General features: G+C 60.5%; 19 protein-coding genes. 11 read left to right on the top strand and 8 right to left on the bottom strand.

Features of this window, described 5'->3' with window-relative positions:
* Positions 1-153: 153 nt before the first annotated feature.
* Together LOY52_RS24695 and LOY52_RS24690 are read right to left on the bottom strand one after the other, a co-directional pair.
* Positions 154-861 (bottom strand): PolC-type DNA polymerase III, encoded by a 708-nt coding sequence (locus LOY52_RS24695; RefSeq protein WP_258676803.1) that lies wholly within the window; start codon positions 859-861, stop codon positions 154-156.
* Complete coding sequence (locus LOY52_RS24690; protein WP_309474953.1) at positions 858-2792, bottom strand: putative nucleotidyltransferase substrate binding domain-containing protein; 1935 nt, start codon at positions 2790-2792, stop codon at positions 858-860. The genes LOY52_RS24695 and LOY52_RS24690 overlap by 4 nt, the downstream gene beginning before the upstream one ends.
* A gap of 259 nt (positions 2793-3051) precedes the next feature.
* Between LOY52_RS24690 and LOY52_RS24685 the strand changes: the two genes are divergently transcribed.
* Positions 3052-3498 carry a response regulator gene (locus LOY52_RS24685; RefSeq protein WP_258676800.1) on the top strand — a complete coding sequence of 149 codons (447 nt, stop codon included), beginning with the start codon at positions 3052-3054 and terminating at the stop codon, positions 3496-3498.
* Positions 3499-3652: 154 nt separating this feature from the next.
* Here the strand turns inward: LOY52_RS24685 and LOY52_RS24680 are convergent, their stop codons facing one another.
* Complete coding sequence (locus LOY52_RS24680; RefSeq protein ID WP_258676798.1) at positions 3653-5830, bottom strand: malate synthase G; 2178 nt, start codon at positions 5828-5830, stop codon at positions 3653-3655.
* 636 nt (positions 5831-6466) lie between these two features.
* On the opposite strand from LOY52_RS24680, the gene LOY52_RS24675 reads away from it, so the two are divergent.
* Complete coding sequence (locus tag LOY52_RS24675; protein ID WP_258676797.1) at positions 6467-6985, top strand: glycine cleavage system protein R; 519 nt, start codon at positions 6467-6469, stop codon at positions 6983-6985.
* A 223-nt stretch (positions 6986-7208) separates the two neighbouring features.
* Here the strand turns inward: LOY52_RS24675 and rarD are convergent, their stop codons facing one another.
* The 5 genes from rarD to LOY52_RS24650 all read right to left on the bottom strand — a co-directional run bounded on the left by rarD (position 7209) and on the right by LOY52_RS24650 (position 13127).
* Positions 7209-8096, bottom strand: coding sequence for an EamA family transporter RarD (gene rarD / locus LOY52_RS24670; RefSeq protein ID WP_095137447.1), 888 nt, complete (start codon positions 8094-8096; stop codon positions 7209-7211).
* A gap of 205 nt (positions 8097-8301) precedes the next feature.
* Positions 8302-9276 (bottom strand): serine/threonine protein kinase, encoded by a 975-nt coding sequence (locus tag LOY52_RS24665; RefSeq protein ID WP_258676795.1) that lies wholly within the window; start codon positions 9274-9276, stop codon positions 8302-8304.
* Positions 9277-9442: 166 nt separating this feature from the next.
* Entirely contained in the window at positions 9443-11344 is a 1902-nt protein-coding gene (locus LOY52_RS24660) for a PhoX family phosphatase (protein ID WP_258676793.1), read from the bottom strand.
* A 70-nt stretch (positions 11345-11414) separates the two neighbouring features.
* Complete coding sequence (locus tag LOY52_RS24655) at positions 11415-12179, bottom strand: TOBE domain-containing protein (protein ID WP_258676790.1); 765 nt, start codon at positions 12177-12179, stop codon at positions 11415-11417.
* Between the two features lie 213 nt (positions 12180-12392).
* The gene (locus LOY52_RS24650; RefSeq protein WP_258676787.1) at positions 12393-13127 is read right to left on the bottom strand and encodes a ComF family protein; all 735 of its coding nucleotides are present in this window, start codon (positions 13125-13127) and stop codon (positions 12393-12395) included.
* Positions 13128-13210: 83 nt separating this feature from the next.
* On the opposite strand from LOY52_RS24650, the gene bioB reads away from it, so the two are divergent.
* From bioB to LOY52_RS24605, 9 genes are all read left to right on the top strand, one after another.
* The gene (gene bioB, locus LOY52_RS24645; protein ID WP_258676785.1) at positions 13211-14266 is read left to right on the top strand and encodes a biotin synthase BioB; all 1056 of its coding nucleotides are present in this window, start codon (positions 13211-13213) and stop codon (positions 14264-14266) included.
* Between the two features lie 129 nt (positions 14267-14395).
* A complete protein-coding gene (gene bioF / locus LOY52_RS24640) occupies positions 14396-15574 on the top strand; it encodes an 8-amino-7-oxononanoate synthase (protein ID WP_258676783.1) in 1179 nt (392 codons plus the stop codon).
* The gene (locus LOY52_RS24635; protein ID WP_258676781.1) at positions 15567-16298 is read left to right on the top strand and encodes an alpha/beta fold hydrolase; all 732 of its coding nucleotides are present in this window, start codon (positions 15567-15569) and stop codon (positions 16296-16298) included. The genes bioF and LOY52_RS24635 overlap by 8 nt, the downstream gene beginning before the upstream one ends.
* Positions 16291-17103 carry a malonyl-ACP O-methyltransferase BioC gene (gene bioC, locus LOY52_RS24630; protein WP_258676780.1) on the top strand — a complete coding sequence of 271 codons (813 nt, stop codon included), beginning with the start codon at positions 16291-16293 and terminating at the stop codon, positions 17101-17103. Before LOY52_RS24635 ends, bioC begins: the two co-directional genes overlap by 8 nt.
* Entirely contained in the window at positions 17100-17780 is a 681-nt protein-coding gene (bioD, locus tag LOY52_RS24625) for a dethiobiotin synthase (protein ID WP_258676778.1), read from the top strand. Before bioC ends, bioD begins: the two co-directional genes overlap by 4 nt.
* Before the next feature lie 109 nt (positions 17781-17889).
* Complete coding sequence (locus LOY52_RS24620) at positions 17890-18186, top strand: pyrroloquinoline quinone biosynthesis protein PqqE (RefSeq protein ID WP_258676776.1); 297 nt, start codon at positions 17890-17892, stop codon at positions 18184-18186.
* 277 nt (positions 18187-18463) lie between these two features.
* On the top strand, positions 18464-20269 hold the full coding sequence (locus LOY52_RS24615; protein ID WP_095137437.1) for a phenylacyl-CoA dehydrogenase: 1806 nt from the start codon (positions 18464-18466) through the stop codon (positions 20267-20269).
* 194 nt (positions 20270-20463) lie between these two features.
* Complete coding sequence (locus LOY52_RS24610; protein ID WP_003228895.1) at positions 20464-21753, top strand: GGDEF domain-containing protein; 1290 nt, start codon at positions 20464-20466, stop codon at positions 21751-21753.
* A gap of 189 nt (positions 21754-21942) precedes the next feature.
* A complete protein-coding gene (locus tag LOY52_RS24605) occupies positions 21943-23721 on the top strand; it encodes an acyl-CoA dehydrogenase C-terminal domain-containing protein (RefSeq protein ID WP_247839891.1) in 1779 nt (592 codons plus the stop codon).
* Positions 23722-23895: the final 174 nt, after the last annotated feature.

Below are 23895 nucleotides of genomic sequence, written 5' to 3'. Positions count from 1 at the left end.
GGTCGGGTGAACTTAATGGAGCGCCCTGTAGGAGCTGCCGCAGGCTGCGATCTTTTGATCTTGCTGTTTATAAAATCAAAAGATCGCAGCCTTCGGCAGCTCCTACATGGGATGTGATTTGGCGCAAAAAATGCCAATTCAGGCGCCGAAAATCTAGAAGGACGGCGCCTGCTGTCGGCGTTTCCACTGACTCAAGCGCTGCTGCAGATTCAGCGGACTATGAATCTGCTGCTGCCGCGCCCGGCTGAACAGGATCAACGCCAGTTCCGCTGTGGCCAGCGCATCGGCACTCGCGTTGTGCCGCTCGAACACCTCAAGCCTGAACCAGTTGATCCACTCATCCAGCCCGGCCTCGCGGATATTCGCCTGCGGGCACAACAGCGGCGCCATGTCCGCGACATCCAGAAACACGTTCTGCAGCTTGTAGCCCAGGTGTTCCTTCAGCGCACGCCCGAGCATGTGCTGATCGAAGGGCGCATGAAACGCCAGCACCGGGCTGTCGCCGATGTATTCCATCAATTCCAGCAACGCCTCGGCCGGGTCGCTGCCGGCGGCGATCGCATTCGGCCCCAGGCCATGAATCAACACGCTCGGGCTGAGTTTCAGCTCCCGACATTGCAGGGTACGCTCGAACTGCTGGCTGAAGTCGATTGCGCCGTCTTCGATCACCACCGCGCCGATCGACAGCACGCGATCCTTGTTCAGGTTCAGCCCGGTGGTTTCCAGATCGAGCACCACCCAGCGCTGTTCACGCAGGCTGCATTCTTTCAGTTCGCTGATCGCCGGCAACTTCGCCAGACGTTGTTGCAGGTCTGCCGACAGCAGAGGGCTGGCCGGCCGCAGCCACGAGAACAGGCTCATAGCTGATACCGCAAGGCCAGGCTGCTTTGCAGGCGCTGGGCCTGGCGCAGGGATTCACGCAGGATGCGCCGATCCAGATGATTGAGGTTGTCGGGATCGACCCGGTTCGACCAAGGTAGATTCTCACGGGTCTGGATCTGGTGTTGCTGCATGCGCGTCTGCTGGATGAAGTGGTAAGCCTCCTCATACGCCGCGCCGTCGAGCCGTTCGATGACCTCTTTCTCGACCAGTTGGCGCAGGCGCTCCAGAGTGTTGTTGGTTTCGATGCCATGCGCCAGTGCCAACAGGCGTGCGCCGTCGACGAAGGGCGTCAGGCCCTGAACCTTGAGGTCGAGGGTAGCTTTCTCGCCGTTTTTGCGCGCCAGCACAAACTCGCGGAAACGCCCCACGGGCGGGCGATTGCGTAGAGCGTTCTCGGCAAGCATGCGCTGGAACAAACGGTTGTCGCCGACCTGATCGAGAATCCCCCGGCGCAGTTGCGCGCAGCCTTTCTCGTCGCCCCAGACCACTCGCAGGTCGAAATAAATGCTCGAACCGAGCAGGTTCTCCGGCGTTGCCTCGCGGATAAACGCCGCAAAGCGCCGTGCCCATTCCGCCCGGGACAGACACAGTTCGGGGTTGCCGGCCATGATGTTGCCCTTGCACAGGCTGAAGCCGCACTGCGCCAGGCTCTGGTTGATCTGCTGGGCGATCGGCAGCAGCTTGCCGCGAATCTCCGCCGCGTGTGCCGCGTCCCGCGCTTCGAACAGAATGCCGTTGTCCTGATCGGTGTGCAGCGTCTGTTCGCGCCGGCCCTCGCTGCCGAAGCACAACCAACTGAACGGCACGCCGGGGTCGCCTTTTTCGGCGAGGGTCAGTTCGATCACCCGGCACACGGTGTGGTCGTTGAGCAGGGTGATGATGTGGGTGATCTGCGTCGAAGACGCACCGTGAGCGAGCATGCGTTCGACCAGTTGGCCGATCTCGCCGCGCAGGCTCACCAGTTGTTCGATGCGCTGGGCACTGCGGATGGTCCGGGCCAGGTGCACCAGATCGACCCGTTGCAGCGAGAACAGATCACGCTCGGAAACCACGCCACACAGGCGCTGATCCTTGACCAGACACACGTGGGCGATGTGCCGTTCGGTCATGGCAATCGCCGCGTCGAAAGCGCTGTGATCCGGTGACAGGAAGAACGGCGAACAGGTCATGTGGCGCTCGATGGTTTCGCTGAAATCACCGCTGCCATTGGCGACCACTTCGCGCAGATCACGCAGGGTGAAAATCCCCAGCGGCGCCTTGTGCTCATCCACCGCGACGATGCTGCCGACCTGTTGCTCGTGCATCAGCTTCACCGCTTCGCGCAACGGCGTGTCCGGGCTGCACGTCACCGGATGGCGCATCGCCAATTCACCGAGGCGGGTGTTGAGCGAATACTGGGTGCCGAGGGTTTCCACGGCTTTCTGCTGGACTTGCTGGTTGACCTGATCGAGCAGGCTGCTGACTCCGCGCAAAGCGAAATCGCGGAAGCTGTTGGACAGGGCGAACAGCTTGATGAACGCCGGTTTGTTCAGTTGCAGGCAGAAGGTGTCTTCGCTGGCCAGATGTTCGGTACGGGTCGCCCGTTCGCCAATCAGCGCGGCCAGCGGGAAGCATTCGCCGGTGGTGATCTCGAAGGTGGTTTCGGTGCCAGGCCGGGTGATGTGCTGGCGTTCGCCGACCACTCGGCCCTGTTTAACGATGTAGAAAAATTCGACCGGCCCGTCGGCGGGCTTGATGATGCTTTCGCCTTGGCCATAGAAGCGCAGTTGACATTGTTCCACCAGAAAAGCCAGGTGGGCGTGTTCCATCTGATTGAAGGGCGGGAAGCGCTGGAGGAATTGCAGGGTGCCCTGAATGTTCTGCAACACCGCGGTTTTCCCTGCCTGGGTGAAGGCGTCCGCTTTACTCATAACCATTACCGCAGTCTTTTTTGAATTGTTGTTGTCGGATCGTTGCAGCCATGGTCGGCCCCTGCGCGCGGGGTGCCCATTGGACGTAAGTCTAGGTTTGAGCTGCCGTTGGGCACATTTGGGAAGTGCCCTACAAAAACAGTCGGAAATTCCCCCGCCAGCCTCTTGGAAAAAAATCCGACGAAGTGCACATTGAAGCTCTGCTTAGCGATGTCTGACGACTGTGCCAGGTGACTGAATTGAAAACGTAGAGAATGCCATGTCCGACCACGATATTTTGAGCGACGCCGAGCGTGAAGCGCTCAGCGCAGTAATGCTCGAACCCGACTTGCCGCCGCAGCGTGTACTGATCGTCGATGACGACAAGGACGCGCGGGAGCTATTGTCGGAGATACTCGGGTTGGATGGCATTCGTTGCATGACCGCGGCCAGCGGTGAAACCGCGCTGAAGATGCTCGACGAAAAACCTTCGATCGGGCTGGTGATCACTGATTTGCGTATGGGCAATGTCGGTGGGCTGGATTTGATTCGGCAGGTGCGTGAGTCGGAGCGGGCGGCGTTGCCGATCATCATTGTTTCCGGCGATGCCGATGTGAAAGACGCCATCGCCGCGATGCACCTGAGCGTGGTGGACTTTCTGCTCAAGCCGATTGATACGGTGAAGCTGCTGGGGCTGGTCAAACACGAATTGGGCATCGAGCCCTGACTTTTTGCAGATCAAGAGATCGCAGCCTTCGGCAGCTCCTACATGAGGTCACCTGTAGGAGCTGCCGAAGGCTGCGATCTTTTGATTCTGCTTTCCAAAGAAAAAGCCCTGATCGCAAGATCAGGGCTTTTTCATGTCCGGCAGTCAGCGCAGGTTACAGGCCGTTGGCCTTCTTGAACTCGCGACGACGACGGTGCAGTACCGGCTCGGTGTAGCCGTTCGGCTGTTTAGTGCCTTCGATCACCAGTTCGACCGCCGCCTGGAAGGCGATGTTGCTGTCGAAGTTCGGTGCCAGCGGACGGTACAGCGGGTCGTTCGCGTTCTGACGGTCGACCACCGGCGCCATGCGCTTGAGGCTTTCCATCACTTGCGCTTCGGTGACGATACCGTGGCGCAGCCAGTTGGCGATGTGCTGGCTGGAGATGCGCAGCGTCGCACGGTCTTCCATCAGGCCGACGTCATTGATGTCCGGCACTTTCGAACAACCCACGCCCTGGTCGATCCAGCGCACCACGTAACCGAGAATGCCCTGGGCGTTGTTGTCCAGTTCGTTCTTGATCTGCTCCGGGGTCCAGCTCGGGTTGACCGCCAGCGGGATGGTCAGGATGTCGTCCACCGAAGCACGGGCACGCTTGGCCAGTTCGGCCTGACGGGCGAACACGTCAACCTTGTGGTAGTGCAGCGCGTGCAGCGCAGCAGCGGTCGGCGACGGTACCCAGGCGGTGTTGGCGCCGGCCAGCGGGTGCGCGATTTTCTGTTCGAGCATCGCTGCCATCAGGTCAGGCATCGCCCACATGCCTTTACCGATTTGTGCGCGACCTTGCAGGCCGGTGCTCAGACCGATATCGACGTTCCAGTTCTCGTAGGCGCCGATCCACTTCTCGGCCTTCATGTCGGCCTTGCGCACCATCGGGCCAGCTTCCATGGAGGTGTGGATTTCATCGCCGGTACGGTCGAGGAAGCCGGTGTTGATGAACACTACGCGCTCGCTGGCAGCCTTGATGCAGGCTTTGAGGTTGACCGTGGTGCGGCGCTCCTCGTCCATGATCCCGACTTTCAGGGTGTTGCGCTTGAGGCCCAGCACATCTTCGATGCGACCGAACAACTCGTTGGTGAACGCCGCTTCTTCCGGGCCGTGCATCTTCGGTTTGACGATGTAGACCGAGCCGGTGCGGGTGTTCTTGCGCGAGGTGTTGCCGTTGAGGTTGTGCATCGCCGCCAGACAGGTCACCAAACCGTCGAGGATGCCTTCCGGCACTTCGTTGCCGTCCTTGTCCAGGATCGCGTCGATGGTCATCAGGTGACCGACGTTACGCACGAACAACAGCGAGCGACCGTGCAGGGTCAGTTCACTGCCATCGACCTTGGTGTAGGTGCGATCCGGATTCATGGTGCGGGTGAAGGTCTGGCCGCCCTTGGCGACTTCTTCGGACAGGTCGCCCTTCATCAGGCCGAGCCAGTTGCGGTAGATCACCACTTTGTCGTCGGCATCGACGGCAGCCACGGAGTCTTCGCAGTCCATGATGGTGGTCAGTGCCGCTTCCATCAGGATGTCTTTGACGCCGGCGGCATCGGTCTGGCCGACCGGGGTGCTGGCGTCGATCTGGATTTCGAAATGCAGGCCGTGGTTCTTCAGCAGTATCGCGATCGGCGCTTCTGCCGAACCCTGGAAGCCGATCAGTTGAGCATCGTCACGCAGGCCGGTGTTGCTGCCGCCCTTGAGGGTGACCAGCAGTTTGCCGTCAGCGATCTTGTAACCGGTGGAATCGACGTGGGAGCCGGCAGCCAATGGCGCCGCTTCGTCGAGGAACGCACGGGCGAAGGCGATGACTTTGTCGCCACGCACCTTGTTGTAGCCTTTGCCTTTTTCCGCGCCACCGTCTTCGCTGATGGCGTCGGTGCCGTAGAGGGCGTCGTACAGCGAACCCCAGCGGGCGTTCGAGGCGTTGAGGGCGAAGCGGGCGTTCATCACCGGCACTACGAGTTGCGGGCCGGCGGTGCGGGCGATTTCATCATCGACGTTTTGCGTCGTTGCCTGGAAATCAGCCGCTTCTGGCAGCAGATAACCGATTTCTTGCAGGAAGGCTTTGTAGGCCACGGCGTCGTGCGCCTGACCAGCACGCTCCTGATGCCAGGCATCAAGACGAGCCTGGAAGTCATCGCGTTTGGCGAGTAGGGCTTTGTTCTTCGGCGCCAGGTCATGAATGACCTTGTCGGCACCTTCCCAGAATTTTTCGGCGGTGAGGCCGGTACCGGGAATGGCTTCGTTGTTCACGAAGTCGAACAGGACTTTGGCGACCTGCAGGCCACCGACTTGAACGTGTTCAGTCATTGCTTGCCTCACTCTGCTCAGCTATTTCGCTTTTCAGCTCTTCAATTTTGACAATGAAGCCTCTGGCCATTTAAACCACAAACCTTCCGACCAGTACATGCCATTGCTGGCGGCTGGGCTGGGACCAATCAACGGCTTGGGGGCCTTGCTGACGGGGCTTTCAGGGTTGCGAACATGCCTTGGGCAGACATCGATTCAGCGTTATGTAGTGCGCGCCGAGGCATACTACATGATGCGTTGCGCTTGTGAAAATCAGACTAATAACGTCGTTCTGCGACCTCATGACGCATTGCGGTCACGTCGCGGAACGGGATGTTCTCAAAAAACCATCGGATTGTTCCAGCTAAATATAAAAAGTTGTACACATAAATGCTTTCTGCCTGCTATGGCATCCCCCTGCGGTGCACACTCTGTGGCGAGGGGATTTATCCCCGATGGGTGGCGAAGCCGCCCCCTGCGCGCTGACAGGTAGACCGAGCTGACAGGGTTTACGGCTGCTGCGCAACCGATCGGGGATAAATCCCCTCGCCACAGGTTGCATCCAAAACCAAGACACAGGTCTGCTGCCTGGGCTGAATCAAACCCTTGCCTATACTTGCCTTTCTATAACAAAAGTCATGACAAGAGGGCGGCGCCATGGACCATCTCGTACTCACTGTGTTTGCCCCGGACAAGCCCGGGCAGGTCGAGCGCATCGCCCAATGCATCGCCGAACATGGCGGCAACTGGCTGGAAAGCCGCATGTCACGGATGGCCGGGCAGTTCGCCGGGATTCTGCGAGTGGGCGTACCGGCGGAGGCTTACGACGAATTAGTCGAATCCCTACAAGCGCTGTCGGCACATGGCATTCGCGTGCTGATCGCGGAGAGTGGTATCGAGCAGTCCTGCACCTGGAAACCGATCGCCATGGAGTTGGTGGGTAATGACCGCCCCGGCATCGTGCGCGACATCACCCGTTTGCTCAGCGAGCAGGGGGTGAACCTCGAACGCCTGTTGACCGAAGTGCGGCCGGCGCCGATGAGCAGCGAGCCGTTGTTCCACGCCGAAGCGATTCTGGCAGTGCCGCTGACCCTGTCGCTGGATGTGCTGCAATCGCGCCTGGAAACCCTGGCCGATGACCTGATGGTCGAACTGGTGTTACGCACAGACGTTTAAGCACCACCCGGGTTATCCAGTTTTTACATGCACCTGCCTGTGGATAACCTGTAGAGACCGGGCGCAACGCCACGCTGGCCGTGGCTTGCAGCAAACTGATCAAAAAACCGCCAGCATTCAGTGACTTGCGCACAAACGGCGGGGATCACGCTGTGGATAACCTTGGGAAGGAACGTTGCAGGCCACGAGAACCGTGGCCTGCAAAGCTTTGTGCGTTTTTTGATCAGCTGCGCCGACGCAAACTGATCACGGCATCGACGCTGTAAACGGCCAGACCGGCCCAAATGAAGATGAACGCGATCAGCGTGCTCGACGACAAGTGCTCACCAAACAGCAGCACCGCCTGCAGCAGTACCAGGGTTGGCGCGGTGTACTGGAGGAAACCGATGGTGGTGTAGGGCAAATGACGGGTGGCAGCGTTGAAACACACCAGCGGGATGAGCGTCACCGGCCCCGCCGCGACCAGCCACCAGGCTTGCGAGGTGGTCCAGAACTCGGGTTGCGCGCTGGTCGCGGTCTGGTTGAACAACAACCAGGCCACGGCAATTGGCACCAGCATCCAGGTTTCCACCACCAGCCCCGGCAAGGCCTTGACCGGCGCCTGTTTGCGGATCAAGCCGTAAAAGCCGAAGGTCAGCGCCAGCACCAGCGAGACCCACGGCAGACTGCCGACCTGCCACACCTGCTGCGCCACGCCAACGGCCGCCAGCCCCACCGCGATCCACTGCATGCGCCGCAGGCGTTCGCCGAGAATCAGCATCCCCAGCAGCACGTTGACCAGTGGGTTGATGTAGTAACCGAGGCTGGCTTCGAGCATGCGCCCATTGTTCACCGACCATACGTAGGTCAGCCAGTTGGCCGCGATCAGGGTGCCGCTCAGGGCCAGGATCGCCAGGCGTTTCGGGTTGTCGAGCAACTCGCGTAACCAGCCCGGATGCTTCCACACCATCAGCAACAGCGCACCGAACAGTGCCGACCACAACACGCGGTGAATGATGATCTCGACTGCGGGGACTTCGGCGATGGCCTTGAAGTAGATCGGGAACAGGCCCCAGATGATGTAGGCGCTCAGGCCCAGAATGTACCCGCGACGCGGGTTGGCGGCTTGCATGCAGAATCCTTGCTTAGGCAGCTGACAAAGCAGGGATTGTAAGGAGATTTGTCGACGAATGCCGTAGCGCAATGGTCGGGAAATTGTGAACGGCGGATAATTGTGGGAGCGAGCCTGCTCGCGAAGGCGTCGTTTCAGTCGACATCAGTGTTGAATGTCTGTCCGTATTCGCGAGCAGGCTCGCTCCCACAAGGATTTTGGTGAATCAGAACAACTTCAAAGGTTCTTCGTTGAGTGCCGATAGCTGTTCACGCAGCGCCAGCACCTGATCACCCCAATACCGTTCCGTACCAAACCACGGAAAGCTGTGCGGGAACGCCGGGTCGTCCCAGCGCCGCGCCAGCCAGGCGCTGTAGTGCATCAGGCGCAGGGCGCGCAGCGGTTCGATCAGCGCCAGTTCACGGGGATCGAAGTCGTGGAATTCGTTGTAGCCGTCCATCAGTTCCGACAGTTGCCCGAGGCATTCCTGACGGTCGCCCGCCAGCATCATCCAGATGTCCTGCACGGCCGGACCCATGCGGCAGTCGTCGAGGTCGACGATGTGGAACATTTCATCGCGGCACATCATGTTGCCGGGGTGGCAGTCACCGTGCATGCGGATGTTCTGGTGCGGCGTGGCGGCGTAGACGTCTTCGACCCGCTTGAGCAGGTCGCGGGCCACTGACTCGTAGGCCGGCAGCAGGCTCTTGGGGATGAAGTTGCCTTCAAGCAACGTCGCCAGCGAGGCGTGGCCGAAGTTCTGCACGGCGAGTGCTTCACGGTGTTCGAACGGCTTGGTCGCGCCGACCGCATGAATCCGCCCGAGCAACTGGCCGAGGCGATACAACTGATCGAGATTGCCCGGTTCCGGCGCACGCCCGCCGCGACGCGGAAACAGGGTGAAACGGAAACCGGCGTGTTCGTGCAGGGTCTGGCCGTTGTGGATCAGCGGCGCCACCACCGGGATTTCGACGTCGGCCAGTTCGAAGGTGAACTGGTGTTCTTCGAGGATGGCTGCGTTGGTCCAGCGCTGCGGACGGTAGAACTTGGCGATCAGCGGTTCGGAGTCTTCGATACCGACCTGATAGACGCGGTTCTCATAGCTGTTGAGCGCGAGAATGCGTGCATCACTGAGAAACCCGATGCTTTCGACGGCATCGAGTACGAGATCGGGTGTGAGGGTTTCAAACGGGTGGGCCATGCTGACTCCTGCGCGCAGCAGGCTGCCGCGTCCGGCCCAGCATGGTAGCGCAGATGGCAGCGGGGGAGGTGGTTGGTGTCTGGTTGGACTTCTTCGCGAGCAGGCTCGCTCCCACATTTGGAATGCAATCCTCTGTGGGAGCGAGCCTGCTCGCGAAAGCGATTTATCAGGCGCCGACGATCCCGCCATCCTCACGGGTAATCGCCATCACCGAAGACCGCGGCTTGCCATTCGGCAGATGCTCGGGGAAGGTCGAACCGCCGTTCTCGCCCGGATGCTGAATCCCGACAAACAGGGTTTTCTGATCCGGCGAGAAGCTGATTCCGGTGACTTCGCAACCAATCGGCCCGACCATGAACCGGCGAATCTCGCCGGTCTTGGGATCGGCACAAAGCATCTGGTTGTTGCCCATCCCGGCGAAATCACCGGCGTTGCTCGAATCGCCATCGGTGAGAATCCACAAGCGCCCGGCCTTGTCGAAGCCCAGCCCGTCCGGGCTATTGAACATGTTCTGCGGGGTGATGTTCGACGAGCCGCCCTTCGGCGTACCGGCGTGTACACCTGGGTTGCCGGCGACCACAAACAGGTCCCAGGCGAAAGTCTTCGAGGCGTGATCATCGCGGTCGGTGCGCCAGCGCAGGATCTGACCGTAGACGTTCTTCTCGCGCGGGTTCGGCCCGCCCACCGGCTGCCCGTCTTCGCCGCGCTTGGCGTTGTTGGTCAGGGTGCAATAAACCTGGCCGTCCTTCGGGCTGACCACGATCCATTCCGGGCGGTCCATGCGCGTGGCGCCGACCACACTGGCGGCGAGGCGGGCGTGGATCAGCACTTCGGCCTGATCGGCGAAACCGCTGCTGGCGTCGATGCCGTTCTTGCCGTGGGTCAGTTCGATCCACTGGCCTTGGCCTTTCGGGTGATCAGGGTTGCCGTCACCGGCGTCGAACTTGGCCACATACAGCGTGCCGTGGTCGAGGATGTCGCGGTTGGCTTTCGCATTGCGATGTTTGATGCGGTCGCGACTGACAAATTTGTAGATGAACTCGCCACGCTCGTCGTCGCCCATGTACACCACGGCGCGACCGTCATCGGTCTCGGCCAGCGCGGCGTTTTCATGCTTGAAGCGACCGAGGGCGGTGCGCTTGACCGGGGTCGATTGCGGATCGAACGGATCGATCTCGACCACCCAGCCGTGACGGTTGAGTTCGTTGGGGTTCTTGGCCATGTCGAAACGCGGGTCGAACGGGTGCCAGTTGATCTCGCGGCTGGCGACCGACACGCCGTAGCGCTTTTGCGCCGGGTCGAACTGCTGCTGAGCGTTGCTGCTGCCGAAGCAGTCGGTAAAGTTTTCTTCGCAGGTCAGATAGGTGCCCCACGGGGTTTTACCGTTGGCGCAGTTCTGGAAGGTGCCGAGGACTTTCTTGCCGTGCTTGTCGGCGGCCGTCTTCATCAGCTCATGACCAGCCGCCGGACCACTGATGCGCAGCGGCGAGTTGCCGTGGATGCGGCGGTTGTAACGCGAGCCCTGGACGAACTGCCATTGGCCGTTCCTGCGCTGCACTTCAATCACTGACACACCTTCGCAGGCCAGCGCCTTGCGCACGTCTTCAGCCGACTGCGGCATGCCGCCGTGCGGGTAGAGGTAGCGGTAGTTGGTGTATTCGTTGTTGATCGCCATCAACGCACGGTTTCGGTCGTCGGGGAATTCGAACAGGCTCATGCCGTCGTTGTTGTCGCCGAACTGCACCTCCTGAGCGGCGGCGGTGCCATTGCCGCTCGGGTCGAACGCCGGGCCGTTCTTGTACAATGGCTGACCCCAACTGATCAGCACCGAGGACTTGTAGCCCTTGGGCAGACTGATGACATCGGTGGTCGCGGCGGGAATGCTCTCGAAACCGAGCAGGCGGCTGTTGCCGGCGCTGATGCCGGTGGCCAGCGCGCTGCGGCTGAGCAGGTTACCACCGAGAAACATGGCAGCGCCGCACAGTGCACCGGCGCTGATGAAACCGCGACGGCTGAGGCCGACCATCTTTTCCAGATCAGTCGATTGGTTTTCTTCTAATAGGCTCACATCAGGCTCCCTGCTTGGTTTTGGCAGCCACCTTAATGAGCGTCGATTACGCTTTCGTTGCAGCGCCTGATTACAGCGGTGTGCCGATCAGCACATTGGACGGCGAGAACTGCACCTGCACCGGTTGCTCGACACTCAGCCCGCGGGTGCGAAGTTGCAGCGGCTCCGCCAGAGCGCAGAGCGTCTGGCCGTTGGGCAGGGCGATGCGCACTTCGCTGGGGCCGTCCTCGGCATCGAGAATGGCTTCGATGGTGCCGCTCAGAAGATTGTGTCCAGATGTTGCAACTTGCTCCGGGGCCAGCAGTTCAAGCCAGCCAGCCTTGATCAGTGCCACCACTTCGGTGCCCGGTTGCAGCTCCAGGTGCACGGTGCTGTCGTGGGTGATCTGCGCGTTGATCCACAGGCCCTCGGCCAGTTCGAGGCGGATCAGGTCATTGCGACCCTGACCTTCGATAGCCACGACTTTGCCGTGCAGCTGGTTGCGCGCGCTGGTTCTGAGCATCAATCGCCCGAGCAGATCCAGATCGCTGGCATCTTCAGCGGCCTCCAGCACTTGTGCCTGCAAGGCCTGCAGCTTTTGATACAGACGCAACACCCGTTCGCCCTCGCTGGACAACCTGGCGCCACCGCCGCCCTTGCCGCCGACCGCGCGCTCCACCAGCGGTTTCTGCGCCAGGTTGTTCAGCTCATCGATCGCATCCCACGCCGCTTTGTAACTCAGGCCGGCGCTTTTTGCGGCGCGGGTGATCGAGCCCTGTTCGGCAATGTGTTGCAGCAGGGCGATGCGCTGCGGACGGCGGACGATGTGCTGGGAGAGCAGGCTGGGCAGGGACATGGATGGGTGCTTTTTTGCTGTGGCGGTGGGGAGTGAAGTTGGCGCCTTGCGACGCATGAGTCAAGCCAAACACAGAACCCTGTGGGAACAACGACCTGTTCACTGAGCGATATCCATGTAGGAGCTGCGGCACGCTGCGATCTTTTGATTTTGATTTCAAAGATCAAGCTCAAAAGATCGCAGCCTCGTTTCACTCGACAGCTCCTACAGACTTCAATTTCCTGGTTTTGGAGTGCGCGCCAAGCAATACACGTCGACTCTTGCCGCGCCCGCACCCCTCAGCAATCGAGCGAGAGCCTGGGCGGTCGCGCCGGTGGTCAGCACGTCATCGATCAATGCGAAGTGCCGACCTTTCACCTCGGCGTCAGGGGCCAGAGCGAAGGCGTGACGCAAATTGCGCTTGCGCGCCTTGGCGTCGAGATCCTGCTGGGCGCTGGTGTCGTGGACCCGCCGTAGAGCATGTTCCTCAAAAGGCAGATCCAGCTGTTGGCTCAACCATCGCCCGAGCATCGCCGCTTGATTGAACCCACGTTGACGCAGACGTTTGCTGGCCAGTGGCACCGGCAACAACGCGTCGGGGCGCGGCAAACCTTCATCGAAGCGATGTTGCAGGTATTGTCCGGCTACGTTGGCGAGCAGGTGACCAAACGGCCATTTCGCGTTGTGTTTAAAGCGTGTAATCAGACTGTCCACAGGGAAGTCATAGCGCCACGGCACGACCACCTGTTCGAACGCCGGCGGCTCTAGCAGGCACCCGCCGCAAGTCAGTCCAGCGCCGGTCAGCGGCAAGGCGCAGGTCTGACAGTGGTCGCCGAGCCAGGGCAGATCGGTTTCGCAGGCGACGCAGATTGGCACTTCTGCTTCTGCGGGTTCATCGCACAGCAAGCAGGTTTGTACGTTTTTTAAACAGATGTAAACCTGTTGTTCGTGTCGTGGTTGACAGCGCATGACTCTTCCTTAAATATGCCGTGTCGCGCCTGTGGGTATTCCGTTCCCGCAGCCGCCAGCCAAGCATAACCAAGGAACTGCCCATGAGCGCCAGCACCTCTGCCACCCTGCGTCACGACTGGTCTTTAGCCGAAGTCAAAGCGCTCTTCGTACAGCCATTCAACGATTTGCTGTTCCAGGCGCAGACGGTGCACCGCGCACATTTCAACGCCAACCGCGTGCAGGTTTCCACGCTGCTGTCGATCAAGACCGGCGCCTGCCCGGAAGACTGCAAGTACTGCCCGCAGTCCGGTCACTACAACACCGGCCTGGAAAAAGAAAAGCTGATGGAAGTGCAGAAAGTCCTCGAAGAGGCTGCCCGCGCCAAAGCCATCGGCTCGACCCGTTTCTGCATGGGGGCGGCGTGGAAGCACCCGTCGGCCAAAGACATGCCGTATGTGCTGAAAATGGTCGAAGGCGTGAAAGCCATGGGCCTGGAAACCTGCATGACCCTCGGTCGTCTCGATCAGGAGCAGACCGAAGCGCTGGCCAAGGCTGGCCTCGATTACTACAACCACAACCTCGACACCTCGCCCGAGTTCTACGGCAGCATCATCACCACCCGCACTTACAGCGAGCGTTTGCAAACCCTGGCCTACGTGCGTGAGTCGGGGATGAAGATCTGCTCCGGCGGCATCCTCGGCATGGGCGAGTCGCTGGACGATCGCGCCAATCTGTTGATCCAGTTGGCCAACCTGCCGGAGCATCCGGAGTCGGTGCCGATCAACATGCTGGTGAAAGTCGCTGGCACGCCGCTGGAAAACGCCGAAGACATCGACCCGTTCGACTTCATCCGCATGCTCGCTGTCGCGCGCATCCTCATGCCGCAATCCCATGTGCGCCTGTCCGCCGGCCGCGAAGCGATGAACGAGCAGATGCAGGCCCTGGCGTTTTTCGCCGGTGCCAACTCGATTTTCTACGGTGACAAACTGCTGACCACTGCCAACCCGCAGGCCGACAAGGACATGCAACTGTTCGCGCGCCTTGGCATTCAGCCGGAAGCACGCGAAGAGCATTCCGATGAAGTGCATCAGGCTGCAATCGAGCAGGCGCTGGTGGAGCAGAAGAGCAGCGAGCAGTTCTATAACGCTGCGCTCTGATCACCCTACGGATTCCATGTAGGAGCTGCCGAAGGCTGCGATCTTTTGATCTTGTCTTTAAAAAACAACATCAAAAGATCGCAGCCTTCGGCAGCTCCTACACAGTCATTTTTCAGATGTGAGGCCTGCATGTCTTTCGATCTCGCCGCACGCCTTGCTGCCCGCCGTGCCGAAAATCTCTATCGCCAGCGTCCGTTGCTCGAGTCCCCGCAGGGGCCTGAAGTGGTGGTCGACGGCCAGCCGTTGCTGGCGTTCTGCAACAACGACTATCTCGGACTGGCCAATCACCCGCAGGTGATCGAAGCCTGGCGCGCCGGTGCCGAGCGCTGGGGCGTGGGCGGCGGAGCGTCGCATCTGGTGATCGGTCATAGCGGCCCACATCACGCGCTGGAAGAAGCTCTCGCCGATCTCACCGGCCGGCCGCGTGCGTTGCTGTTCACTACCGGCTATATGGCCAACCTCGGCGCGGTCACGGCGCTGGTCGGGCAGGGCGATACGGTGCTGGAAGACCGGCTCAATCATGCGTCGTTGCTCGATGCGGGCCTGTTGTCCGGCGCGCGTTTCAATCGTTATCTGCACAACGACGCCGACAGCCTGGCCAAGCGTCTGGAGAAGGCTACCGGCAATACGCTGGTGGTCACCGATGGTGTGTTCAGCATGGATGGCGACCTCGCCGATCTGCCAGCGCTGGCCCGGGAAACCAAGGCCAAAGGCGCGTGGCTGATGGTTGATGATGCCCATGGCTTCGGCCCGCTCGGCGCCAATGGCGGCGGGATCGTCGAGCATTTCGGCTTGAGTCAGGACGATGTGCCGGTGCTGGTCGGCACCCTCGGCAAGGCGTTCGGCACGGCGGGTGCTTTTGTCGCCGGCAGTGAAGAACTGATCGAAAGCCTGATCCAGTTCGCCCGGCCCTACATCTACACCACCAGCCAGCCACCGGCGTTGGCCTGTGCGACGCTGAAAAGTGTGGAATTACTGCGCAGCGAGCATTGGCGACGAGAGCACCTTAACCTGCTGATCCGCGAATTTCGTCGAGGGGCCGAGCAGATCGGTCTGCAGCTGATGGACAGCTTCACCCCGATCCAGCCGATCCTGATCGGCGATGCCGGTCGCGCCGTGCGCCTGTCGCAGATGCTGCGCGAACGCGGCTTGATGGTCACGGCAATCCGTCCGCCTACCGTCCCGGCAGGAAGTGCACGCCTGCGCGTGACCCTGACCGCCGCTCACAGCGAGGCGCAGGTGCAGCTATTGTTAGTAGGACTGGCCGATTGCTTTGCCCAACTGCCGCCGGAGCCAAGCCATGCGTGATCGCCTGATTCTGCTGCCCGGCTGGGGCCTCGGTATTTCGCCGCTGGAGCCTCTGGCCGCCGCTTTGCAAGGGCTTGACGAGCATCTGCATGTCGAGATCGAGCCGTTGCCGGAACTCGATTCCAGCGACTTGCAGGACTGGCTCGACGAACTCGATGAACGTATTCCTCAGGACGTGTGGCTGGGCGGTTGGTCGATGGGCGGCATGCTTGCCTCTGAATTGGCAGCACGGCGCGGCGAGCGTTGTTGCGGGCTGCTGACACTGGCGAGCAATCCTTCGTTTGTCGCCCATGAGCAATGGCCGAGTGCGATGCCGGGCGAGACGTTCGATGCATTTCTCGCCAGCTGCCAGACCGACCCGCGGATGACCCTCAAACGGTTCTCGTTGTTGTGTGCCCAAGGCGCGCAAGACCCGCGCGGCATGTCGCGGCTGATGCTCGGCGGTGCGCCGAATGCGGCGTCCGAGATCTTGATGGCCGGGCTGGAATTGCTCGCACAGCTGGATACCCGGGAAGCGTTGCAGGCGTTTCGCGGCCCGCAATTGCACCTGTTCGCCGGGCAGGACGGCCTGGTGCCTGCGGAAGCGGCGGGGGCGTTGTTCGCCCTGTTGCCGGATATCGAAATTGGTCTGATCGAACAGGCCAGTCATGCATTTCTTCTGGAAGACCCCCATGGCGTGGCGGGTGCGATCCAGGCTTTTCTACACGAGTGCGGTGATGACTGATTTGTCTCTTGTTGCGCTGCCTGGCGGCTTGCCTGACAAGCGCCAGGTCGCGGCGTCTTTTTCTCGTGCGGCGGCCAGCTACGACAGCGTTGCCGAGTTGCAGCGCGACGTCGGTTCACAGTTGCTGCAGCGTTTGCCGGCGAGTTTTTTGCCGTCAACCTGGCTGGATCTGGGCTGCGGCACCGGTTACTTCACTCGCGCATTGGCCGAGCGATTTGTCGAGGGTCAGGGTCTGGCACTGGATATCGCCGAGGGCATGCTCAACCACGCACGGCCATTGGGCGGTGCGCAGCATTTCATCGCGGGTGATGCGGAGCGTCTGCCGTTGCAGGATTCCACCTGCGAGCTGATCTTCTCCAGCCTCGCCGTGCAGTGGTGTGCGGACTTCGAGTCGGTGCTCAGCGAAGCCTTTCGCGTGCTGAGACCCGGCGGGATTTTCGCGTTTGCTAGTCTTTGTGTAGGGACCTTGTACGAGTTGCGCGACAGTTGGCGGCAGGTCGATGGTCTGGTGCACGTCAACCGCTTCCGCGAATTCGCCCGGTATGAGCAGTTGTGTGCCGCCAGCGGCTTGCGGGCCGTGAGTCTGCAGAATCAGGCGCATGTGCTGCACTACCCGGATGTGCGCAGCCTGACTCACGAACTCAAGGCGCTCGGCGCGCACAATCTCAACCCCGGTCGGCCAGGTGGCTTGACCGGACGCGAGCGGATTCTTGGGTTGGTCGAGGCTTACGAGCAGTTCCGTCAGGCACAGGGATTGCCGGCGACTTACCAGGTGGTCTACGCCGTGTTGGAGAAACCATTATGAGCGCAGCCTATTTCATCACCGGGACTGACACTGATGTCGGCAAGACCACCGTGGCTGCCGGTTTGCTGCATGCTGCGCGTTCGGCAGGGCTGAGTACGGCGGCGGGGAAACCGGTCGCTTCCGGTTGCGAGGTAACACCCAAGGGTTTACGGAATGCCGATGCGCTGGCGCTGCTGGCGGAATGTTCGGTGCCGCTGACTTATCAACAGGTCAATCCAGTGGCATTCGAGCCTGCCATCGCGCCGCATCTGGCAGCGCGTGAGGCCGGTGTCGCGCTGACTGTGCAATCGTTGCTGGGGCCGATGCGCGAAATCCTGGCGCTGAATGCCGATTTCACGTTGATCGAAGGGGCGGGTGGCTGGCGGGTGCCGTTGGCCGATCAGGACAATCTGTCGGATCTGGCTATCGCGTTGAAGCTGCCGGTGATTCTGGTGGTGGGCGTGCGCCTGGGCTGCATCAGTCATGCCTTGCTGACCGCCGAGGCGATTGCCCGCGATGGCCTGCAACTGGCCGGTTGGGTGGCGAATATCATTGATCCGAAAACATCGCGTCTGGAAGAGAATCTGGCGACGCTGGCCGAGCGGATTCCCGCGCCTTGTCTGGGGCGGGTACCGAAACTGAAGTCGCTTAGCGCCGAGGCGGTGGCTGATCATCTGCAACTCGATCTGCTGGATTAATGTTTTTGGCTATGACAAGGCACTGTGCCATCAGTATTTTTGACGGGTGTTTTTCTGGCGCCTCTGCTTCAATGGCAACCATTGATCCTTGCCAAGGATGAGAACTCCCATGGAAATCTCCGGTAACACAGCTTTTTATGCGGGTTTGAGCACGATTCAGACCGGTCAGAACCGTGTCGATCAGGCGGCCAGCCAGATCGCCAGCAACACCATCGAGCGTTCGGTCACCAGCCAGTCTTCCGAGGCGCAGGTCGATCGTCTGCGCGGTATCGACCGCAGTCAGCAAATGGATCCGGGCAGCGCCATGGCCGAAATGGCCCAGGGCAAGTTTCAGGTAGAGCTGGGCACCAAGGTCGCCAAGGCTTCCGATGAAATGCTCGGGACGATCATCGATACGTTTGCCTGATTTTTAAGTGTCTCCTGCCTGCTGAACGCCGCGCCTCGTCGCGGCGTTTTTCGTTGTAAGTCCTTCTCCCTCAACTAATCTTTTTTCATTGCCCGTGGCGCTTTGCAATCCAGGGCGGTTTGCTGTGTCCGGCGTTTGATAAAAGTGATGACGAACGGCAAAAGATCGGCGCTTGACAAGATTTCGGCGTAAACGTATGTTTCAAACAACTGTTTGACCGTCATAACAAATCAACGCGGTCGTTCATTCCCGGTTACATCAGCAGAGGTTTATCGCTATGCCTGACTACAAGGCCCCCTTGCGTGATATTCGCTTCGTTCGTGACGAACTGCTCGGCTACGAAGCGCACTATCAGAGCCTTCCAGCTTGCTCCGAAGCAACGCCGGACATGGTTGACGCCATTCTCGAAGAAGGCGCCAAGTTTTGTGAGCAGGTACTGGCACCGCTGAACCGCGTGGGCGACCTCGAAGGCTGCACCTGGAGCGAGTCCGGTGTGAAAACCCCGACTGGCTTTAAAGAGGCCTACAAGCAATTCGTCGAAGGCGGCTGGCCAAGCCTGGCGCACGACGTCGAGCACGGCGGTCAAGGCCTGCCGGAGTCGCTGGGTCTGGCTGTGAGCGAAATGGTCGGTGAAGCCAACTGGTCGTGGGGCATGTACCCAGGCTTGTCGCACGGCGCGATGAACACCATCTCCGAGCACGGTACCCCTGAGCAGCAAGAAGCCTATTTGACCAAACTGGTTTCCGGCGAATGGACCGGCACCATGTGCCTGACCGAACCGCACTGCGGCACCGACCTGGGCATGCTGCGCACCAAGGCCGAGCCTCAGGCGGATGGCTCCTACAAGGTTTCCGGGACAAAGATCTTCATCTCGGCCGGTGAACACGACATGGCCGACAACATCGTCCACATCGTACTGGCCCGCCTGCCGGACGCACCGGCCGGCACCAAAGGCATTTCCCTGTTCATCGTTCCAAAATTCCTGCCGAACGCCGATGGCACCATCGGTGCGCGCAACGCAGTGAGCTGCGGTTCGCTGGAACACAAGATGGGCATCCACGGCAACGCCACTTGCGTGATGAACTTCGACGGTGCCACCGGTTTCCTGATCGGCCCGGCGAACAAAGGCCTGAACTGCATGTTCACCTTCATGAACACCGCACGTCTGGGTACCGCGCTGCAAGGTCTGGCCCACGCCGAGATCGGCTTCCAGGGTGGCCTGAAATATGCTCGCGATCGTCTGCAAATGCGTTCCCTGACTGGCCCGAAAGCGCCGGACAAGGCTGCTGACCCGATCATCGTGCACCCTGACGTACGTCGCATGCTGTTGACCATGAAGGCCTTCGCCGAAGGCAACCGCGCGATGGTGTACTTCACCGCCAAGCAGGTCGACATCGTCAAATATGGCGTCGACGAAGAAGAGAAAAAGAAAGCCGACGCACTGCTGGCGTTCATGACGCCGATCGCCAAGGCGTTCATGACCGAAGTCGGTTTCGAAGCCGCCAACCACGGCGTGCAGATCTACGGCGGCCACGGCTTCATCGCCGAGTGGGGCATGGAGCAGAACGTTCGCGACAGCCGCATTTCGATGCTGTACGAGGGCACCACTGGCATCCAGGCACTCGACCTGCTGGGCCGTAAAGTGCTGATGACTCAAGGAGAGGCCCTGAAAGGCTTCACCAAGATCGTCCACAAGTTCTGCCAGAACAACGAAGGCAACGAAGCCGTCAAAGAGTTCGTTGCACCGCTGGCTGCACTGAACAAGGAATGGGGCGAGCTGACCATGAAGGTCGGTATGGCTGCCATGAAAGATCGCGAAGAAGTCGGCGCGGCCTCCGTGGACTACCTGATGTACTCCGGTTACGCCTGCCTGGCCTACTTCTGGGCCGACATGGCACGTCTGGCCGCCGAGAAGCTGGCAGAAGGCACCGGCGACGCCGCGTTCTACACCGCCAAGCTGCAAACCGCGCGCTTCTACTTCCAGCGCATCCTGCCACGTACCCGTACCCACGTGGCCACCATGCTGTCGGGTGCCAACAACCTGATGGACATGAAAGAAGAAGACTTCGCACTGGGCTACTAAGCCTCAACGCGGTCTGACGAAAACCGCTGCTCCTTCGGGGGGCAGCGGTTTTTTTTGTTGCTGAATCGCTCAGAAACCCGGGTTTTCTGCCGTTAAAGAGACTGCGTGTGATCTGGATCACATTGTGTGTGCTTAACTGGCCACATTGCAGGCACAATGCCATCTCTTTGATATGACGGGTCGGAGCTTTACCCTTGCCGCGTTCTTCTGCTGTACGTTTCAGCCATTTCCTACCTTCACTGCTGTTGTTGCTCGCGGGGTTGGCGGCTGCGTACGTCAAAGACCTCAATGTATTCTTCACTTCGCTGTTCAACGTGTTGCCCACTCTGGTTCTGCTGTTGGGCGGCGCTTACTGTGCGGTTTACCGACGTCAGCGCGAGCTGTTTCTGATGCTCACGGTGTACATAGCCTACTTTTTGCTCGACACCCAGACCGACTATTACCGCGACAATGGCAAGGTGCGCGAAGACGCCGCCGTGGTGTTTCACCTGGTCTGTCTGCTGTTGCCGTTGCTGTTCGGGCTGTTCGCCGCGTGGCAGGAACGCACCCATCTGTTCCAGGACATGGTCGCGCGGTTCGCCGTGTTGTTGGCCTTCGGCAGCGTCGCCCTCGGCCTTGAGCAGAGTTATCCCCAGGCGCTGCTGATGTGGCTCTCGGAAATCCGCTGGCCGGCGCTGCACGGCGCCTGGATGAGCCTGATCCAGATGTCCTACCCGGTATTCCTCTCGGCGTTCCTGCTGCTGGCCTGGCAATACTGGCGCAATCCGCGCCCGCTGCATGCGGCGCAACTGGTCGGCTTGCTCGGTTTGTTCTGGATGCTGCCGAAAACCTTCATCTTGCCGTTCACCCTGAACATCATGTGCAGTCAGGTGATGCTGATGGTTGCTGCTGCCGTGGCGCATGAGGCCTACCAAATGGCTTTCCGCGATGAACTCACCGGTCTGCCGGGGCGTCGTGCGCTCAATGAACGCATGCAGCGCCTGGGGCGCAACTATGTGCTGGCGATGAGCGACGTCGATCACTTCAAGAAATTCAACGACACCCACGGTCATGATGTCGGTGATCAAGTGCTGCGGCTGGTCGCCAGCAAACTGTCGAAAATCAGCGGTGGTGGTAGGGCGTATCGCTATGGTGGTGAGGAATTCGCCTTGGTGTTTGCGGGCAAAACCCTCGAGGAGTGCATGCCGCACCTGGAGGTGATTCGCGAGTCGATTGCCTCCTACAACATCCAGTTGCGCAATCAGGAGAACCGCCCGCAGGACGATCAGCAAGGTCGCCAGCGTCGTAGCGGCAGCGGTGCTTCCAGTGTCTCGGTGACGGTCAGTATCGGCGTCGCCGAACGCGTCGAGCAACGCACCCCGGAAGAAGTCCTCAAGTCCGCCGACCAGGCGTTGTACAGCGCCAAGGGCGCCGGGCGTAACTGCGTCATGGCGTTCGGACAGAACCGTCGCGGTGCGGTGCGGATGGACAGCGCCGCTGGCTGACTCAAGCCACACGTCATCACTCAAAAGCCCGCTGATTGCGGGCTTTGTTTTATCTCCGAATGCTGGTGACCAAAAATAACAAATCAGTCACCGGTTGACCCTATGTGTCGCAAAAGTTGTTGAGGTACACTCGGCCTCAACGAAAACACTCTTCCACGAATCACCTGTTTAGATCTTGCGAGGTTTGCCATGGCTGACTACAAAGCGCCGCTGCGCGATATGCGCTTCGTCCTCAATGAAGTATTCGAAGTCGCCAAACTCTGGGCTGAACTGCCGGCCTTGGCCGAGACTGTCGATGCAGAAACCGTAGAAGCCATTCTCGAAGAAGCCGGCAAGGTCACCAGTAAAAGTATCGCACCACTGAGCCGCGCAGCCGACGAAGAAGGCTGCCACTGGAAGGACGGCGCCGTCAGCACCCCGGCCGGTTTCCCACAGGCCTATCAGACTTACGCTGAAGGCGGCTGGGTCGGCGTCGGTGGCGATCCGGCCTACGGCGGCATGGGCATGCCCAAGGCCGTTTCGGCGCAGGTCGAAGAAATGGTCAACTCCGCCAGTCTGTCGTTCGGTCTGTACCCGATGCTGACCGCCGGTGCCTGCCTGTCGATCAACGCCCACGCCAGCGAAGAGCTGAAGGCCGCCTACCTGCCGAACATGTACGCCGGCATCTGGGCCGGTTCCATGTGCCTGACCGAGCCGCACGCCGGCACCGACCTGGGCATCATCCGCACCAAGGCCGAACCGCAGGCCGACGGTTCCTACAAGGTCAGCGGCACCAAGATCTTCATCACCGGCGGTGAGCACGACCTGACCGAGAACATCATCCACCTGGTGCTGGCGAAACTGCCCGACGCACCGGCCGGCCCGAAAGGCATTTCGCTGTTTCTGGTGCCGAAGTTCATGGTCAATGCCGATGGCAGTCTGGGCGCACGCAACCCGGCGAACTGCGGCTCGATCGAGCACAAGATGGGCATCCAGGCGTCCGCGACCTGCGTGATGAACTTCGACGAAGCCGTGGGTTACCTGGTCGGCGAGCCGAACAAGGGCCTGGCCGCAATGTTCACCATGATGAACTACGAGCGTCTGGGCGTCGGTATTCAAGGCCTGGCCAGCGGCGAGCGTTCGTATCAGAACGCCGTTGAATACGCTCGTGATCGTCTGCAAAGCCGTTCGCCGACCGGCGCGCAGAACAAGGACAAGGTTGCCGACCCGATCATCGTTCACCCGGACGTGCGTCGCATGCTGCTGACCATGAAAGCCTCGAACGAGGGCGGTCGCGCCTTCTCCACTTACGTGGCGATGCAACTCGACACCGCCAAGTTCAGCGAAGACGCGACCACCCGCAAGCGCGCAGAAGACCTGGTCGCGCTGCTGACCCCGGTGGCCAAGGCATTCCTCACCGACCTGGGTCTGGAAACCACCGTCCACGGCCAGCAGATTTTCGGCGGCCACGGCTACATCCGCGAGTGGGGCCAGGAGCAGCTGGTGCGTGACGTGCGCATCACCCAGATCTACGAAGGCACCAACGGCATTCAGGCGCTGGACCTGGTCGGGCGCAAGATCGTCGGCAGCGGTGGTGCGTTCTACAAGCTGTTCGCAGACGAGATTCGCCACTTCACCGCGACCGCCAGCACTGACCTCGGCGAATTCACCAAGCCGCTGAACGATGCCGTCAGCACCCTCGACGAGCTGACGGCGTGGCTGCTGGATCGGGCGAAAACCAATCCGAACGAAATCGGCGCGGCCTCGGTCGAATATTTGCAAGCGTTTGGCTACACCGCTTATGCCTACATGTGGGCACTGATGGCGAAAGCCGCGCTGGGCAAAGAAGCCCAGGACGATTTCTACGCCAGCAAGCTGGGCACCGCACGCTTCTATTTCGCCCGTCTGCTGCCGCGTATTCACTCGCTGAGCGCATCGGTAAAGGCCGGCAGCGAGTCGCTGTTCCTGCTGAATGCCGAGCAGTTCTGATGATGTAACGTCATGTAAGCATTCTCTTACATGACGTGCTGCTGTTCTCCCATAGGCGTAGATTGGATCCACAGCTAATCTACAACTCAAGGACGTCGCGCAGGAAGCGCAAAGCAACAACACGGACACGTAGGATTCTGCCAGGGTGGCGGAGTGAAATGGATGTCAGGGAAA

The sequence above is a fragment of the Pseudomonas sp. B21-051 genome, from assembly GCF_024748795.1.
In the GTDB taxonomy this organism is placed as follows: domain Bacteria; phylum Pseudomonadota; class Gammaproteobacteria; order Pseudomonadales; family Pseudomonadaceae; genus Aquipseudomonas; species Aquipseudomonas putida_A.
The sequence above is the reverse complement of the archived record's forward strand: the minus strand, read 5'-3'. Positions and strand labels throughout refer to the sequence as shown.